At 32.8% G+C, this 15,778-nt stretch carries 17 protein-coding genes; 8 read left to right on the forward strand and 9 right to left on the reverse strand.

Annotated features, from left to right (window positions below):
* Positions 1 to 2: 2 nt before the first annotated feature.
* Complete coding sequence (locus RM519_RS09065) at positions 3 to 773, reverse strand: DUF3108 domain-containing protein (RefSeq protein ID WP_311593404.1); 771 nt, start codon at positions 771 to 773, stop codon at positions 3 to 5.
* A gap of 231 nt (positions 774 to 1,004) precedes the next feature.
* Between RM519_RS09065 and RM519_RS09070 the strand changes: the two genes are divergently transcribed.
* The 4 genes from RM519_RS09070 (at position 1,005) to RM519_RS09085 (ending at position 5,357) form a co-directional block, all read left to right on the forward strand.
* Positions 1,005 to 2,360, forward strand: coding sequence for a DEAD/DEAH box helicase (locus RM519_RS09070; protein ID WP_311593405.1), 1,356 nt, complete (start codon positions 1,005 to 1,007; stop codon positions 2,358 to 2,360).
* A gap of 1 nt (position 2,361) precedes the next feature.
* Positions 2,362 to 2,739 (forward strand): DUF8840 domain-containing protein, encoded by a 378-nt coding sequence (locus RM519_RS09075; protein ID WP_311593406.1) that lies wholly within the window; start codon positions 2,362 to 2,364, stop codon positions 2,737 to 2,739.
* Between the two features lie 165 nt (positions 2,740 to 2,904).
* A complete protein-coding gene (locus tag RM519_RS09080; protein WP_311593407.1) occupies positions 2,905 to 3,939 on the forward strand; it encodes a hypothetical protein in 1,035 nt (344 codons plus the stop codon).
* Between the two features lie 2 nt (positions 3,940 to 3,941).
* Positions 3,942 to 5,357, forward strand: a complete 1,416-nt coding sequence (locus RM519_RS09085; protein WP_311593408.1) for an MBOAT family O-acyltransferase — start codon at positions 3,942 to 3,944, stop codon at positions 5,355 to 5,357.
* 60 nt (positions 5,358 to 5,417) lie between these two features.
* Here RM519_RS09085 and RM519_RS09090 read toward each other — a convergent pair whose 3' ends face one another.
* Positions 5,418 to 6,263, reverse strand: a complete 846-nt coding sequence (locus RM519_RS09090) for an OmpA/MotB family protein (protein WP_311593409.1) — start codon at positions 6,261 to 6,263, stop codon at positions 5,418 to 5,420.
* Between the two features lie 127 nt (positions 6,264 to 6,390).
* Here RM519_RS09090 and RM519_RS09095 point away from each other — a divergent pair, with 127 nt between their 5' ends.
* Positions 6,391 to 7,389 (forward strand): FAD:protein FMN transferase, encoded by a 999-nt coding sequence (locus RM519_RS09095; RefSeq protein WP_311593410.1) that lies wholly within the window; start codon positions 6,391 to 6,393, stop codon positions 7,387 to 7,389.
* A gap of 3 nt (positions 7,390 to 7,392) precedes the next feature.
* Here the strand turns inward: RM519_RS09095 and RM519_RS09100 are convergent, their stop codons facing one another.
* The 6 genes from RM519_RS09100 to gpmI form a co-directional block, all read right to left on the reverse strand.
* Complete coding sequence (locus RM519_RS09100) at positions 7,393 to 7,854, reverse strand: hypothetical protein (RefSeq protein WP_311593412.1); 462 nt, start codon at positions 7,852 to 7,854, stop codon at positions 7,393 to 7,395.
* Between the two features lie 82 nt (positions 7,855 to 7,936).
* Entirely contained in the window at positions 7,937 to 8,305 is a 369-nt protein-coding gene (locus RM519_RS09105; protein WP_311593414.1) for a DUF423 domain-containing protein, read from the reverse strand.
* 9 nt (positions 8,306 to 8,314) lie between these two features.
* Positions 8,315 to 9,076 carry a class I SAM-dependent methyltransferase gene (locus RM519_RS09110; RefSeq protein WP_311593415.1) on the reverse strand — a complete coding sequence of 254 codons (762 nt, stop codon included), beginning with the start codon at positions 9,074 to 9,076 and terminating at the stop codon, positions 8,315 to 8,317.
* A gap of 4 nt (positions 9,077 to 9,080) precedes the next feature.
* On the reverse strand, positions 9,081 to 9,395 hold the full coding sequence (locus tag RM519_RS09115) for a cupin domain-containing protein (protein WP_311593416.1): 315 nt from the start codon (positions 9,393 to 9,395) through the stop codon (positions 9,081 to 9,083).
* Complete coding sequence (gene map, locus RM519_RS09120) at positions 9,396 to 10,202, reverse strand: type I methionyl aminopeptidase (RefSeq protein WP_311593417.1); 807 nt, start codon at positions 10,200 to 10,202, stop codon at positions 9,396 to 9,398.
* A gap of 84 nt (positions 10,203 to 10,286) precedes the next feature.
* Positions 10,287 to 11,801: a 2,3-bisphosphoglycerate-independent phosphoglycerate mutase gene (gpmI, locus tag RM519_RS09125; protein ID WP_311593418.1), complete on the reverse strand. Its 1,515-nt coding sequence runs from the start codon at positions 11,799 to 11,801 to the stop codon at positions 10,287 to 10,289.
* Positions 11,802 to 12,077: 276 nt separating this feature from the next.
* Between gpmI and RM519_RS09130 the strand changes: the two genes are divergently transcribed.
* From RM519_RS09130 to RM519_RS09140, 3 genes are all read left to right on the forward strand, one after another.
* Positions 12,078 to 12,464, forward strand: coding sequence for an ankyrin repeat domain-containing protein (locus tag RM519_RS09130; protein ID WP_311593419.1), 387 nt, complete (start codon positions 12,078 to 12,080; stop codon positions 12,462 to 12,464).
* 131 nt (positions 12,465 to 12,595) lie between these two features.
* Positions 12,596 to 14,329 carry an aromatic amino acid hydroxylase gene (locus RM519_RS09135; protein ID WP_311593420.1) on the forward strand — a complete coding sequence of 578 codons (1,734 nt, stop codon included), beginning with the start codon at positions 12,596 to 12,598 and terminating at the stop codon, positions 14,327 to 14,329.
* Between the two features lie 72 nt (positions 14,330 to 14,401).
* Positions 14,402 to 14,713, forward strand: coding sequence for a rhodanese-like domain-containing protein (locus RM519_RS09140; protein ID WP_311593421.1), 312 nt, complete (start codon positions 14,402 to 14,404; stop codon positions 14,711 to 14,713).
* Positions 14,714 to 14,774: 61 nt separating this feature from the next.
* Here the strand turns inward: RM519_RS09140 and RM519_RS09145 are convergent, their stop codons facing one another.
* A complete protein-coding gene (locus tag RM519_RS09145) occupies positions 14,775 to 15,722 on the reverse strand; it encodes a GSCFA domain-containing protein (protein WP_311593422.1) in 948 nt (315 codons plus the stop codon).
* Between the last annotated feature and the right edge of the window lie 56 nt (positions 15,723 to 15,778).

Consider the following 15,778-nt stretch of genomic DNA (forward strand, 5'->3'; position numbering starts at 1 on the left):
ATTTATTTCTCGAAGATTATGTTAAAGGAATTAGCCAAACCTTTAAATTCATCAAGGTCGGCTTTTAATGATCCAACTGCTAAATCGGCTTTAATTCTAATTGGAATCTTATTTAGATCTGCTGTGACCCAAACGGTTAAGCTTTCTTCTGCTTCAAACACACGTCCCGATTGTACCAAAGGTCTAAATTTATGGCACTTTATTTTTCCAAATTTTGAATCGATAACTTCATCACCTAAATAACGCATTCGAAAATCGTAGGTTTCGGAATCGAAGAACATCATTAATTTTAATTCGTCTCCTATTTCAAGATTTGAAATGTCATGATTTCTTAATTTGTAAAATGAAGATATCATATCCTGAACATTATCAATTTCAAAGGTTTTTTCTGTTTTACGTTTGTGATCTTTTACCAAAGCAGTTTTTGCATTTTGGTCAAAATAGATATCTCGTGATTTGTAATGACCGCCCTCGCTAATTCTTCTTCTAAAATGATATGGTAATTCGGTATCTTTATTAAACCATGTTTGGTAATCGTCTTCAACAGGGAAAAAGAATTTTGTAATACCCGTTGTCCATCCCAAACCTGTAACGTGATATGCATTCGCATCTTCATCTACATCTTTGATTTCGATAGATGCATAACCGGCATTAATCAATCCATAATGCATTCGAAATTTTAACCATTCACCACTTTGATATGCTTTTTTTTGTGCTTCAGATTTTAAAAAAACACATAGGAAAATTAATATGAAGAGGGCTTTTTTACTCATAGCGTATTAGTCTGTATGAATTATTTTTGTTTACAACTTTTAGAAGAAACAATTATTGTTCCAAAATTAAGTAAAATGCAAAGGAAATTACGTTAAGTAATGTTTAAAAATGCTCAAATATGAATTAATGCTGGTGGTAAGGTTCAGGATTAAAACTATTAAATTGAACTATAAACTTATAACAACTATATGCCAACCAAATAACCACTATCTTTGCAAAAATTTATAGCAATGAGCACATTTCAAGATTTAAACCTTAGTAAACAATTACATTATGCAATTGATGATTTAGGGTTCAAAAATCCAACACCGATACAAGAGAAATCTTTATCGGTAATTCTTTCAGGAAAGGATATGGTTGGTATTGCCCAAACCGGGACTGGAAAAACGTTTGCTTATATGCTGCCAATATTACGAGAATTAAAATTTTCGAAACAAATAAATCCTAGAGTTTTAATTTTAGTGCCTACGCGTGAATTGGTATTACAAGTTGTTGAGGAGATTGAAAAATTAGCGAAATATATCAATGTTAGGGTACAAGGCGTATACGGAGGTACTAATATTAACACGCAAAAAATGGCCATTGCCCAAGGATGTGATATTGTGGTAGCAACTCCTGGACGCTTATATGATTTGGCCTTGAGCCGCGCCTTAAAAATGAAAGCGATTCAGAAGTTGGTGATCGATGAGGTTGACGTAATGCTAGATTTAGGTTTTCGATTTCAGTTGATGAATATATTTGAATTGTTGCCAGAACGTAGGCAAAACATTATGTTTTCGGCGACTATGACCGATGATGTAGATGCTTTGATATCAGATTACTTCACGGCTCCAAAGAAAATTTCGATTGCTGTAAGTGGAACACCATTAGATAATATTGTACAATCATCTTACAACGTTGTCAATTTTTATACGAAACTAAATCTGCTTAAGCATCTATTAAATGATAGAGAGGAGTTTACCAAAGTTTTAGTTTTTGTTGCGAATAAAAGAAGTGCCGATCGTGTATTTGAGTCGTTAGATGAAAATTTCAACTCGGAATTATGTGTTATTCATTCTAACAAAACACAGAACTATAGAATTAGATCTATCAATCAGTTCGATGAAGGGATTAACAGGATTTTGGTGGCTACCGATGTAATGGCTCGTGGATTGGATTTTGAAGGAGTAAGTCATGTCATCAATTTTGACACCCCAAATTTTCCAGAAAATTATATGCACAGAATTGGTAGAACGGGTAGGGCAGAAAAGAAAGGGAATACGATACTGTTTTCTACGGAAAAAGAACAAGCAGATAAATTAACAATAGAGGTATTAATGGATCAAGAAATTCCTCTTATAGAATTTCCGTCCGAAGTTGAAATTTCAGAACAATTAACTCCAGAGGAAAAGCCAAAAGAAGTAGAAAGAAATAATCCTCATAAACGAAAAAACAGAGAAACTTTTGGTGAAGCTTTTCACGAGAAGAGCGAAAAGAATAGTAAAACCAACCAAGGAGGTTCATATAGAAGAGAGATTGCCAAAAAATACAAGAAACCTAGAACAAAGGGAGATAAAAATTACAACAGAAGAAATAAGAAGAAGTAATATGAGCAGAGAATTGACCAAACAAGAGTTGCATTATTTAGCAATGAATATTGTTGGAAAAGATTTAGAAAAAAGAGGTTTTGAATTTATTGCAATAGAAAGTAATTTAAGAAAGCAGCCTCAGTTTGTTTGTATTGATAAAAAGAATCAGCGTTATTTTGTAATAGCCAAAGCCATTTTATTACCTAATGACCCACATACATTCGATGTAATTAAAATGGAAACATTTAAAGCACATGCTCGCGAACATGATGCTAAAGTATTGTATGCAGGAGTTGGTTTAGGAAATCCAGAAGGAGATCATTTACCAATTATAAAAGACGAGGAATATTTATTAGAATATGCTGGAATTCAGTTTTTGGATGTAGAACATAATTAACTAAATCGGGCAACTGTTTAAAAAACAAATAGTTGTAGAATAAATTTGTATATTTGGAAGACTAACTAAACTTTTAAATTAAATGCATTAGCAGATAAACAGGCATGAAGTTCAACTTTATAGGCTGTTTTTTTTGCATTTTTTTACTAACCAAAATCCAAACTTATGAAATTGAAAAAGTCATTTTTCATAGCCTTGCTCTTGAGTGTAATTGCATTAGGTTATTGGGAATACCATTTACGATCACAGGGTTATATTGCTGTGATAGACGATAACAAAGCTCTTTGGGCAGAGACCTATAAAAAAGTGCAAAAAGCCTCATCTGAAGATGTGGTTTTATTAGGCTCTTCTCGTGTTCATTTTGACATTCAAGTAGATACTTGGGAAAAGAGGGCAGGAATAAAACCTATTATGTTGGCTAGTGATGGTACAACACCAACTCCTGTCTTTAAGGATATTGTAAATAACACAGACTATAATGGTTTGGTAGTAATTGGAATTGCACCTGGATTATTTTTTACACCGAATTCAAGAGATGTGTTTTTTTGGAATAGGGCGGCGGTTAGATTAGAGCATTATTATGAAGGGACTTATGCACAATATTTAAATCATAAAGTTTCGATTCCATTAGAGAATTCATTTGCTTTTTTAAATGGTAATGAAGAGGACTGGAATGATGATGTTGATTTAAAAACGATGTTAGAACAAATTAGAATAGGAGAAAGAGCACAAAGTCCTATACCTCCTTTTTACAATTTTGCGAAAGTAGATTTAGATAGAAATGTTACAATGTTTGAAAAAACAGAAACGGATACTGCATTTGCAAATACTATAATTAAAGTGTGGCATTTTTTAGGAAAAGGAGCACCTCCAGCAATTAAGGAACCAGTGATAGAGTTATACAATGAGCTCATTCCTAGGTTCGAAGCAAGAGGTGGAAGAGTCGTTTTTTTAAGAAATCCGTCAACGGGTGGAACCAGATTTGGAGAAAATATGGCAATTCCACGTAAAGATTTCTACGATGAATTTTTGAAACAGACAAATAGCAAGGGTTATCACTTTGAGGACTATGAGCAATTGAATCAATTCGATTGTCCAGAAGAATCGCATTTGTATACACCTGATGCTAAAACTTTTACTGCTGAGTTGGTAAAAATAATGATGAATGATGGATTATTAACAAATACTAAAACCAACTAATTATGTTATTTAATTCACTCAGTTTTGTTGTGTTTCTTATTTTAGTAATGGCACTATATTATGCACCATTATTTAATTGGAAGAACAAAAAGCGCATGCTTTTGTTAGCAAGTTATACGTTCTATGGGTTATGGAATCCACCATTAATTTTATTACTATGGATTTCGACAGTAGTAGATTGGACTACCGGTAATAAGTTGGTGAAAGAAGAAAACCAAAGGAAAAGAAAAATGTGGTTACTGTTAAGTATGGCAGTTAACCTTGGCTTTTTAGGGTTCTTTAAATATGGAGATTTCTTATTAGAGAACTTTGTTTCTTTAATGAATGTTGTTGGTGTTGATTTTCAGGCCCAACCGATGGATATCATTTTACCAATGGGTATTTCATTTTATACTTTCCAAACGATGTCTTATACCATAGATATTTACAAAAGGAAGATTCGGCCAGCAAATACATTTTTAGATTTTGCATTGTATGTTACGTTTTTCCCGCAATTAGTTGCTGGGCCAATTGTAAGAGCAAAAGATTTAATCACGCAATTTTATGAGCCTAAGCGAGCAACTGTAAATCAATTTTTATTTGGGTTGTTTTCATTAACATTAGGCTTGTTCTTAAAAGTAGTTCTGGCAGATGCTATGATGGCTTCAACATCTGATGCTGTTTATGATTCAAAAGACATACTTCATTTTTGGGATGCTTGGGCAGGTACCTTGGCTTTCTCAGGGCAAATTTTCTTTGACTTTGCAGGATATTCTACCTGTGCAATCGGAATAGCGTTGATGCTTGGAATTGTATTGCCCGATAACTTTATGTATCCCTATGCCTCTATCGGTTTTTCTGATTTTTGGAAACGATGGCATATTTCATTGTCTAGTTGGTTAAGAGATTATTTATACATTCCCTTAGGAGGTAATAGGCATGGAATAACTAGAATGTATGTAGCTTTAATGCTAACTATGTTGCTTGGAGGACTATGGCACGGTGCAGCATGGACCTTTGTGGTTTGGGGTGCTTTACACGGGATTTATTTAGTGATTGAAAAATTATTAAAATCGTCTATTAAAATAAAAATCAATGCATTTAATGGAATAATACTAGCCTTGCTAACCTATACCTGTATAAACTTTACTTGGGTGTTTTTTAGAGCCCGAAGTTTTGAAACTGCAGAGAATGTATTGGCATCGATGTTGTATTTAAACCCGGAAGGAAAGGCAATTATTGGAGGTTTTGATTTGCTAAAAGTTTTCGCGTTAACTGCAATCTTATTTTTCTGTCATTGGTTTATGAGAAATACAAAAGTGGAAACCGTTGCCGGGAAAACACCTACTTGGTTGTTAGGTGTGGTATGGGCAGCAATGTTTGTGTTAATTTGTATTGCACAAGGTACAGGAGAACAGTTTATATATTTTCAGTTTTAATTTATTAATAGTCACAAAAAAACCCGCCATTGGCGGGTTTTTATTTTTTATAGATATTCCTTATTCAGGCTTTTGCTCTAAAATTTCGAAGAATTCTTCTAATCTTGGTAAGATTACGATTCTAGTTCTTCTGTTTGCAGCTCTACCAGAAGCAGTATCATTTGTAGCAATTGGCATGTACTCCGATCTACCAGCAGCAGTTAAACGCTTAGGGTCTACGCCATGATCGTTTTGTAAAACTCTAACTACAGCAGTAGCACGTTTTGTACTTAAATCCCAGTTGTCTTTAATGTCTTTTCTACTAATTGGCACATCATCAGTATAACCTTCAACCATCACTTCCATTTCTGGACGTGTAGAAATTACAGTTGCAACTTTTCCTAAGATTTCTTGCGCTCTGTTTGATACAGTAGAACTTCCGCTGTTAAATAATAATTTATCAGCAATGTTGATGAATACTACTGTTTTTTCAACATCAATAGTAATGTCTTCATCTTGAATTCCATCAGCTAACTCTTTAGTTAAGTGATATTTAATTGCCATGTTAATTGAATCTTTTTGAGTCATCGCCTCACGGATTCCATTAATGTATTTATCTTTTTCACTTAATTGACCAATTACTTCTTTCATACTCTCTGTAGATGTTTGAGTAAGAACAGTTAATCCTTCAACTTGTTTCAATGCAGTTCTTTTGTCTTCTTGTAGGTCTGTTACCTGACTTTCTAAAGTGGCTACCTTGTTAGCATTTACATCTTTGTCGATTAAACATTGTTGTAAATTTGCTTTGGTATCCACCAATTCTTGTTTTGTTTTGTCATGATTGTCAGAAAGCTCAGTATATTTCTTTTGAGATACACATGAAGCCAACAAAACAGACGTTGTTGTTAATAAAATTAATTTTTTCATGTAAAATGTTTTTAGAGTTGCGCAAAGTTATTAAAAAAGAAACGTATAGCATAAGATATTATTATTTTAAAATGATTTTAACAGAGAATTAATAGTAATTTTGATTTTCGATTAAAAATTAAATAAAATGCAAAAAGGACTCTTATTCATTATGATACTGTTGATGGTATCTTGTAAGTCGGAGAAAAAGGATTTTAAAAAATTGCAAGGTTCAGCCTTTGGAACAACATATTCAATCACGTATCATAATAATATTAATCAAGATTTTAGCAAACAAATAGATAGCATTATTTATGTAATGAATAAATCGCTTTCAACTTATATGCCTAATTCTGATATTTCTAAAATAAATGACGGAGATGAATCCATTTTAATTGATGCGAATTTTAATGAAGTTTTTGAGAAATCTGATCGTATTTTTAAGCAGACAAATGGATTTTTTGACCCGACAGTTGGGCCCTTGGTAAATGCGTGGGGTTTTGGTCCGGAGAAAGCAATAAATAATTTATCTACGGAACAAGTTGATTCATTAATGCAGTTTGTTGGATTTGATAAGGTAAAAACTGAAAATGGTGCAATTGTAAAAGCAACTCCAGAAATATATTTTGATTTTAACGCCATTGCAAAAGGATTCGGTATTGATTTAATAGGACGTTTTTTAGAAAGTAAAGGATGCGAACATTATTTGATTGAATTAGGGGGTGAAATTAGAGCGCGGGGAAGTAATAAAGACGGGAATTATTGGAAAGTGGCCATTGAAGATCCTAATTCGGATGGTTCCAGAAGTTTTTCTAAAATTACCGTATTAGAAAATCAATCTATGGCTTCTTCGGGTAATTATAGAAAGTTTAAAATAGACGATAATGGGCGTAAGTTTGTGCATACGATAAATCCTACAACAGGATATGCCGTAGAGAGTGATCTTCTTAGTGCAACAGTCATTTCAAAATTGGATTGTGCAGATGTAGATGCTTATGCTACTGCTTTTATGGCAATGGGTTTAGAGCAGTCTAAGGTGTTTTTAGAGAAACATTCAGAATTGGATGCTCATTTAATTTATACAGATGCTTCTGGTGAAATTAAAACGTTTACCACAAAAAATTTAAGGTTAACATTATTGGACTAATTTTTATCTGAATCCAAGTGCCTTTGTTATTTTAGTTGAAACTGCTTCTGTTAAAAGCATTACTACAATTACGACTATAAATGCTACAATTCCGTGATAAGGACCTTTAAATTGCACTTCGTCTCCAAATGCTCTACTTAGGGCTTCTAGAATTACAAATTTAGACCCGAACAAAACAGCCCAAGCAGAAAATATTCTTAGAAATTTGGCCATAAAACCTTCCTTCTTTTTAAAGTAGTCGCCAATTTTATGCTCAATTTTTAAGGTAATAACCAATAATACTTGAAGCATTATTGCAGCGAAAAGTGAAATTGTAAAAGAGTTTATTTGGACCAAATCCCAATACTCATCAAATAGATTTAAAACAGTTAAATCTATTAGAATCGCTGTAAAATAACGCAGATATAAACGTTGCTTGTTGTTTATGGAACTTACAATGGGAGACTTTTCTTTGCTTTTAGCCATGATTATTAATTTAAAATCAAATATAATTGATTTCTTTTTAAAACTTTAAAAGCTGAAGATAGAATTAGAAGTGGGACATTTATTAAAAGACACTTAACAATAGAAAGAACCAGCCAGCCACCAATAACAACCCTCCTAACGGTGTAATAGGTCCTAAAAAACGCAATTTTTTTCCTTTTGAATCAGATAATACAAGTCCGTAAATACTAAATGAAAATAAGATGATTCCTAATGTAAAACACCAATAAATTGTAGAAGGGATACTACTAAAATTGAAACCGACTACAAATAATACAATAGCATGATACATTTGGTATTTTACACCAACTTCAAAACTATTAAGTTGATCTGTGGATAATATTTTTTTTAAAGCGTGTGCTCCAAAGGCACCAAAAATTACAGAAAACATTGCAAATAGTGCGCCGGTAAAAATTACAATCTGTGGAGTCATTGTTTTGATTTATTTATATACAACGGGTAAAATTTCACCTTTGTTTAAACGATATTTATGTATTTCTTCTGATTTCAGTTTTTTACTGTAATCAATTTCTTCAACCTTAAATCCAATACTTCTTAATTTGCCAAAATAATCCCGTCCATAAATTCTAACATGGTCGTATTGTCCAAAGATTTTAGCACGTTCTTTTTTATCAGTTATAGAATCATCTTCAAAGGTTAATTCGAGAGATAAATCTTGTGGAATTTGTAAAATTGCCATTCCTCCTTTTTTTAACACTCGAAATAGTTCTTGCATTGCTTTGGTATCATCAGGAATATGCTCTAGTACATGATTGCAAAAAATGACATCGTAAGAATTATCTTCAAAAGGCAAATCGCAAATATCTGCCTTAACATCGGCTAAAGGAGATTCTAAATCGGTAGTAGTGTACTCCAAGTTTTTCATTTTTTTGAATCGCTTATAAAAAGCTTGCTCTGGAGCAAAATGCAAAACAGATTTCTTAGAGGTAAAAAAGTCAGTTTCATTTTTTAAATACATCCAAAGTAACCTGTGTCTTTCTAAAGAAAGTGTACTTGGAGATAATACGTTTTCGCGCTGTGTTTCATATCCATAGGGTAAAAATTTGCGAAAACTTTTACCATCTATAGGGTCTGTATATGTATTTCCTTTTAAATAGAATGCGATAAATGGTCTAGCAACATAACTTAACTTAATAAGTAAAGGTCTTGGAATCGTATTTAAAATGGTTTTGAAAATTCTCAACGAACTAAAATTTATAATCCTCTCTTACTGGAGAAAAAATATCTGTGATCTTACAATCTGTTAAGGCTCTTCCTCCATGCGCTACATTTGAAGGAATTTTAAGAACCATACCAGGTTTGTAGATTTTAGTAGTTCCATTACAAGTCATTTCAAACTCACCTTCAATAACTTGCGTAGATTGTTCATGAATGTGACTGTGCATAGGTAATTCAGAACCTGCTTTTACCTCCCAAAATCCAATCGTGTAATTTTCCATGTGTACAAATCTGCCATGGAAACCTTTAACAACCTCAACTTTTTTTAATTCTGAAATTAGCATCTATTTTTTTCTAAACTCGTCTTCTTCGTTACTTTCAATTCCAAGTGCTTCATAAATATAATCGAAAGTAGAAAGTAGTTGTGGCTTACCATCAACAATGGCTACATCGTGCTCGAAATGAGCGCTCATTTTTTTGTCTAGCGTAGTAATAGTCCACCCATCATTATGATGTTTAATTCTATGTGTTCCTGCGTTAATCATTGGCTCAATGGCAACAACCATACCTTCTTTAAACTTTTTACCTCTTCCTCGTTTTCCATAATTAGGCATTTCGGGATCTTCATGCATAACTTTTCCAAGCCCGTGGCCAACTAACTCCCTAACCACACCATAGTCGTGCGCCTCGCAATAATTTTGGATTGCATATCCAACATCACCGACTCTGTTTCCTGCTTTAAATTCACGAATTCCTACATACAGACTTTCTTTAGTAATCTGTAAAAGTTTTTTAGTTTCTGGCAACACTTCACCAACTTCAAAGGTGTATGCATGATCTCCATAAAAGCCATTTTTTAAAGCACCACAATCAATAGAAATTATATCGCCTTCAACTAAAGGGTTTTTATTTGGAAATCCATGAACTACCTGTTCGTTTGGACTCATGCAAAGCGTGTTCGGAAAATCGTACAAGCCTAAAAAACCAGGTTCAGCGCCATGATCACGAATAAATTCCTCTGCCATTTTATCAAGCTGTAAGGTAGTAGCACCTGGTTTTACTTCCTTAGCAAGCATCCCTAATGTTTTTGAAACAATTTGAGCACTTTCGCGCATCAATTCAATTTCTTCTCTAGTTTTAATTACAATCATATCCAAAAAAATATCGGCAAAGATACTCAAAAAACCTAAGTATCAGCATTGCATAAAATCCAGATTTAAATGAATAACACGAACTTAAACAAGAGCGTTTCTTGTCATTGTCTTAGGTTGCTCAACACCAATTAATTTTAATATAGTCGGTGCCATATCTCCTAATACACCGTCTTTAATTTCTTTTAAATCTTTGTCTATTAAAATAACTGGTACCGGATTGGTTGTATGGGCTGTATGCGGTGATCCATCTGGATTTATCATGGTTTCACAGTTTCCATGATCTGCTATTAATAATGTAGTATAGCCATTTTCTAATCCGGTTTCTATAACATCTTTAGCACAGTGGTCTACTGCTTCGCAGGCCTTAATTGCCGCTTCCATATCACCTGTATGACCGACCATATCACCATTTGCAAAATTGAGACATACAAAATCAACATCCCCTTTTTCGAGTTCAGGAACTAAGGCATCACGCAATTCATATGCACTCATCTCAGGTTTTAAATCGTAAGTTGCTACTTTAGGTGAGTTTCTTAAAATTCTAGATTCTCCTTCAAAAGGTTCTTCTTGTCCACCAGAAAAGAAAAATGTAACGTGGGGATATTTTTCAGTTTCAGCAATTCTAATTTGAGTTTTTCCATTTTTTGAAAGTACTTCACCCAAAGTTTCAGTTAAATTGTCTTTATTAAAAATTACATTAATGCCTTTGAAAGACTCATCGTAATTTGTCATGGTAACATAGTGCAATTTTAACTTGTGTGTGTTGTATTCATGAAAATCGTTCTGATTTAACATGTTTGTTAGCTCACGACCTCTATCTGTTCTAAAATTAAAGAAAATAACTACATCATCTTCCTTAATAGTTGCAATAGGAGAATTGTTTTCTTTTAATATAATTGGCTTTATAAATTCATCAGTAATACCATTGTCATAGTTTTCTTGAATTGAAGTGGCCGCATCTTCTGAAGAAGTTCCAATTCCATTTACAATTGCATCGTATGCTAGTTTAACACGCTCCCAACGATTGTCTCTGTCCATGGCATAATATCTACCGGTAACAGAAGCCAATTTTGTGTTTGTATTTGTAATGTGATTTTCTAAATCTTCAACAAAGCCTTTCCCAGATTTAGGGTCTACATCTCTACCATCAGTAAATGCATGAACAAATGAATTTTGAACGCCAGCATTGTTCGCTGCATCAATAAGTCCTTTTATATGATTTACATGTGAATGTACACCACCATTACTTAGCAATCCTAAAAAGTGTACATTTTTATTGTTAGACTTTGCATATTCAAAAGCATCAATCAGTACTTGCTCCTTTTTCAATGTATGCTGTTCAATAGCCAAGTTAATTTTTGCTAAATCTTGGTACACAATTCTTCCGGCACCAAGGTTCATATGACCAACTTCACTGTTCCCCATTTGCCCTTCTGGTAAACCTACATGGAGTCCATCAGTTCTTAAAGACGCGTTGGCATAGGTGTTATATAAATTGTCTATATATGGAGTTTGAGCGTTGTCTATTGCTGATACTTTTGGATCTGGCGAAGTCCCCCATCCGTCTAATATCATTAAAATTACTTTTTTGTTCATAAGTACGAATGCCTTTATTATTTGGATTCCAAAGATACAAAATGCTTGAGCATCGAAAATCTTTTAATAACCTAAAAGGTTTTAGTAGAAACTTTTTATGAATTTGGTAAATTTTTATTGAAGAGATTAATGAGTTGATTATTTGTTAATCCATTTCTTAAGAGTATTAAAATTAACATAACAAAAGTTAATGTTTGTTAAACAATGTTAAACCGTGTAACGAATAAGATAAATGTGTAGTCTATTATATAAACAAACTATCTAAATTTAATTATTATGAAAAAAGTATTATTAGCAACACTATTCTCAGTTGCAATAGGATTCAACTCACAGGCATCAAACGAAGCTTACATTAATCATAAAGAGTCATTAGAAACGTATATTTCTGGAGTAAATACCTTTTGTAAAATGGTTCAGCAAGGAAATGTTGATGCGGTTTTAAACTTAATAAATACAGGCACAAACATTAACCAAAAATCTGGAGGAATGACTCCATTAATGTATGCTGCTAGACAAAACAAGGTCGAAATTGTAAAATTATTAATTGCAAGAGGGGCCAAATTAAAAATTAAATCTGAAAAAGGATTAACGGCTTTAGATTATGCCAAACAATCAAAAGCCAAGGAAAGTTATACATTGATTGCACAAGCAATGAATGCATAGTAGTTAGTAATTATTTGAATTAAGAGGTGTCCATTCTGAGCAAATGGGCACTTTTTTTATGGGTTAAATTTACGGTTATCTCTTTTATAAAGCAATTCAAAAAATGTAACTTTACTGCAACTAAAAAAGTTATGGAAACACATTTTGAATTTAATGAGGTTACTAAAAAGTTGCCTTTTCATCTACATAAATTTATAGTACGCCAACCTTATGAAGAGTATACGGCTCAAAATCATGCTGTATGGCGTTATGTAATGCGATTAAATGTAGATTACTTATCAAAAGTTGCGCATAACTCTTACGTTAAGGGGTTAGATAAAGTAGGCATTACTATTGATGAAATTCCTAGGATGGAAGGAATGAATCGAATATTGTCTGATATTGGTTGGGCTGCCGTTTCTGTAGATGGTTTTATTCCTCCAAATGCTTTTATGGAATTTCAAGCCTATAATGTTTTAGTAGTGGCGAGTGATATGCGAACCATTGAACATATTGAATATACACCTGCACCCGATATCATTCATGAATCTGCAGGGCATGCACCAATCATTGCGAATCCGGAATATGCCGAATATTTAAGAAGATTTGGAGAAATCGGTTCAAAGGCCATTTCATCAAAAGAAGATTATGATTTGTATGAAGCAATTCGATTACTTTCAATTTTAAAGGAGAACCCAAATTCAATTCAGTCAGAAATTGATGATGCCCAAAAAAATGTAATTCATATTCAAAATAATATGGGCGAGCCCTCTGAAATGGCTCAGATTCGTAATTTACATTGGTGGACGGTAGAATATGGATTAATTGGAACAGTTGATGATCCAAAAATTTATGGAGCAGGGCTATTATCGTCTATAGGCGAAAGTGAGTGGTGTCTTCAGGATAAAGTAAAAAAAATGCCTTATAATGTTGAAGTGGCGAATGTTGGATTTGATATTACAAAACCACAACCACAATTATTTGTTACGCCCGATTTTGCGCATTTAAGTTTAGTTTTAAATCAGTTTGCAAATTCAATGGCTATAAGAACTGGTGGTAAAAGCAGTGTTGAAAAGTTAATAAATTCTGAAAATTTAGGAACGATTGAATTGAGTACTGGAATTCAAATTTCAGGAATATTTACAGAAGTAATCGATAATAAAGGAGTACCTGTTTATATTAAAACCTCTGGGCCAACAGCGTTGGCATATAGAGAAAAAGAATTGATTGGGCATGGTATCAAATATCATGCAGATGGATTTGGAAGCCCGGTTGGTAAATTAAAAGGGATGAATTTGGCTATTGAAGATATGTCTCCAAAAGATTTAGAAGTTTATGGTCTGTATGAAGGAAAACAAATTAAGTTAGAATTTGAAGGCGATATAACTGTAGAAGGGGAAATAATTACAGGTCAAAGAAATTTAATGGGTAAGATTATTCTTATCTCATTTAAAAATTGCACTGTAAAACATGGTGACGAATTTTTGTTTAAACCCGAATGGGGCATTTATGATATGGCTATTGGTAAGGAGGTTGTTTCTGGGTTTTCAGGGCCGGCTGCTCTAAATTCATTTGAAGATATTGGAAAGGTTTCAACGGAGAAAACAATTAAGATTAAATATTCTGAAGAAGAAGAGTTATTATTTGATTTGTATCAACAAGTTAGAGATATGAGGCTTTCTAATAATGTTTCATTACAAGAATTAAAGCTGATTTTTCAAAACTTAGAGCAGAATTACGGTAAAGATTGGTTATTGGCTCTAGAAATATATGAACTTCTTTATGAGTTAAGGTCAGAATTTAAAAATGAGGTATTGCGTTATTTAGAAAGTATGACCAAACATCAAAAGTTAATTAATAATGGATTAAGGTTAATTCATTGCTAATGTTTTAAAATTGTATCAAAAGTTACTTATAAACTAAAAAATTCTTTTTTAATTTGCACAAAGAGTAACACAATGAGATTTTTAAATCTATTTAAACGTAAAAGAAATATGGACGAAGTTCAAGAATATTTAGAAAACGGAGCTGTAGTTATAGATGTTAGAACGATAGCTGAATACGAAGAGGGACATGTTCCAGGATCTAAGAACATTGTTTTAGATACTATTCCAGAAAGAGTAGAAGAAATTAAGGCCTTAGGAAAAACATTTATTGCAGTTTGTAGAAGTGGAGGTAGAAGCGGACAAGCAACTCAGTTTTTGTCAGATGAAGGTTTAGATGTTATTAACGGAGGGCCTTGGCAAATGGTTGATCAATTTGTTGATTAATTCTAATTGAGATAAAAAATTTAAAGGTGCGGTTTGCACCTTTTTTTTTGCATAAGATTTTTCAAAAATTAATATTACGGCTTTCTTGTAATTCTTTAATTTTTAGACGTAAGTTCTTCAAAAATTGTTGATGCTGCTCCGAATTTTCATTAAATGGTTTGTGGGCTAAACCTTTTTGAACGGTATCGATTTCATTCATTAAATTATCTGCTGAATCAGAAATCCAGACAGTTTTAAATTGCTCCCAAATATAATCGATAGCCGTTTGATTTGGATGAATCATGTCTGACTTGTAAAATCTGTAATCACGTAAATCATCCATCATAATTTCATATGCAGGAAAATAATAAAGACTGTTTCTAGGTTCTACTACCTGATGAACTGCAGAAAGTAAATGCGCCTTGCTCAAACTGTTTTCAGTAAATCCATCTTTTAAATGTCTAACTGGAGAAACCGTGTAAATGATGTTGACCTTTGGATTGATACTTTTTAAAAGTGTATTTATGCATTCCAATGAAGCATCAATATCTTCAACCGAAAGCAATTCTTTTAAGAACTTTTTTTGAGGAACTTTATGGCAATTGGCTACAAAATTATCAGATGAAATATATCTGTAAGCCCAAGCAGTTCCTAAAGTAATAACGATATGTGTTGCGTTGTTTAAATACTTATATGTTGATTGAATATTGGTATTCAATTCCTCCAATAAATTTTCTTTCGATGGAGCACTTAAATCTGAATGTGCTTCAAAACAATGCCATTGTTCATTATGAAAGAATATGTCCTCTTGGGTATATTCATATTGATTTATAGACTTTGTTATAAGATTTTCTATCGCTTTTGGATGAAATAAAATTCCAAATGGGTTCATCAAATTCTCAAATCGAAAGTAGTCTAATTTAGAGCCAATGTTTTCCGCGAAACAAGAGCCTAATAAAAGGATGTTAGCGTTATAATCTATTTGATGAATAGATACAGGTTTAACAGGTAACGAGGTCCTAAAATTCATGAGTGTAACATTTAGCAACTAAATTATACTAATTAGTATAACTAAAAAAGTTTATC

The organism is Urechidicola vernalis, from assembly GCF_031846385.1.
Lineage (GTDB): Bacteria > Bacteroidota > Bacteroidia > Flavobacteriales > Flavobacteriaceae > Urechidicola > Urechidicola vernalis.

Excerpts from the sequence above, each read along its gene's own strand:
- RM519_RS09065 (WP_311593404.1), bottom strand. The coding sequence starts at position 773 with ATGAGTAAAAAAGCCCTCTTCATATTAATTTTCCTATGTGTTTTTTTA.
- RM519_RS09070 (WP_311593405.1), top strand. The coding sequence starts at position 1,005 with ATGAGCACATTTCAAGATTTAAACCTTAGTAAACAATTACATTATGCA.
- RM519_RS09075 (WP_311593406.1), top strand. The coding sequence starts at position 2,362 with ATGAGCAGAGAATTGACCAAACAAGAGTTGCATTATTTAGCAATGAAT.
- RM519_RS09080 (WP_311593407.1), top strand. The coding sequence starts at position 2,905 with ATGAAATTGAAAAAGTCATTTTTCATAGCCTTGCTCTTGAGTGTAATT.
- RM519_RS09085 (WP_311593408.1), top strand. The coding sequence starts at position 3,942 with ATGTTATTTAATTCACTCAGTTTTGTTGTGTTTCTTATTTTAGTAATG.
- RM519_RS09090 (WP_311593409.1), bottom strand. The coding sequence starts at position 6,263 with ATGAAAAAATTAATTTTATTAACAACAACGTCTGTTTTGTTGGCTTCA.
- RM519_RS09095 (WP_311593410.1), top strand. The coding sequence starts at position 6,391 with ATGCAAAAAGGACTCTTATTCATTATGATACTGTTGATGGTATCTTGT.
- RM519_RS09100 (WP_311593412.1), bottom strand. The coding sequence starts at position 7,854 with ATGGCTAAAAGCAAAGAAAAGTCTCCCATTGTAAGTTCCATAAACAAC.
- RM519_RS09105 (WP_311593414.1), bottom strand. The coding sequence starts at position 8,305 with ATGACTCCACAGATTGTAATTTTTACCGGCGCACTATTTGCAATGTTT.
- RM519_RS09115 (WP_311593416.1), bottom strand. The coding sequence starts at position 9,395 with ATGCTAATTTCAGAATTAAAAAAAGTTGAGGTTGTTAAAGGTTTCCAT.
- map (WP_311593417.1), bottom strand. The coding sequence starts at position 10,202 with ATGATTGTAATTAAAACTAGAGAAGAAATTGAATTGATGCGCGAAAGT.
- gpmI (WP_311593418.1), bottom strand. The coding sequence starts at position 11,801 with ATGAACAAAAAAGTAATTTTAATGATATTAGACGGATGGGGGACTTCG.
- RM519_RS09130 (WP_311593419.1), top strand. The coding sequence starts at position 12,078 with ATGAAAAAAGTATTATTAGCAACACTATTCTCAGTTGCAATAGGATTC.
- RM519_RS09135 (WP_311593420.1), top strand. The coding sequence starts at position 12,596 with ATGGAAACACATTTTGAATTTAATGAGGTTACTAAAAAGTTGCCTTTT.
- RM519_RS09140 (WP_311593421.1), top strand. The coding sequence starts at position 14,402 with ATGAGATTTTTAAATCTATTTAAACGTAAAAGAAATATGGACGAAGTT.
- RM519_RS09145 (WP_311593422.1), bottom strand. The coding sequence starts at position 15,722 with ATGAATTTTAGGACCTCGTTACCTGTTAAACCTGTATCTATTCATCAA.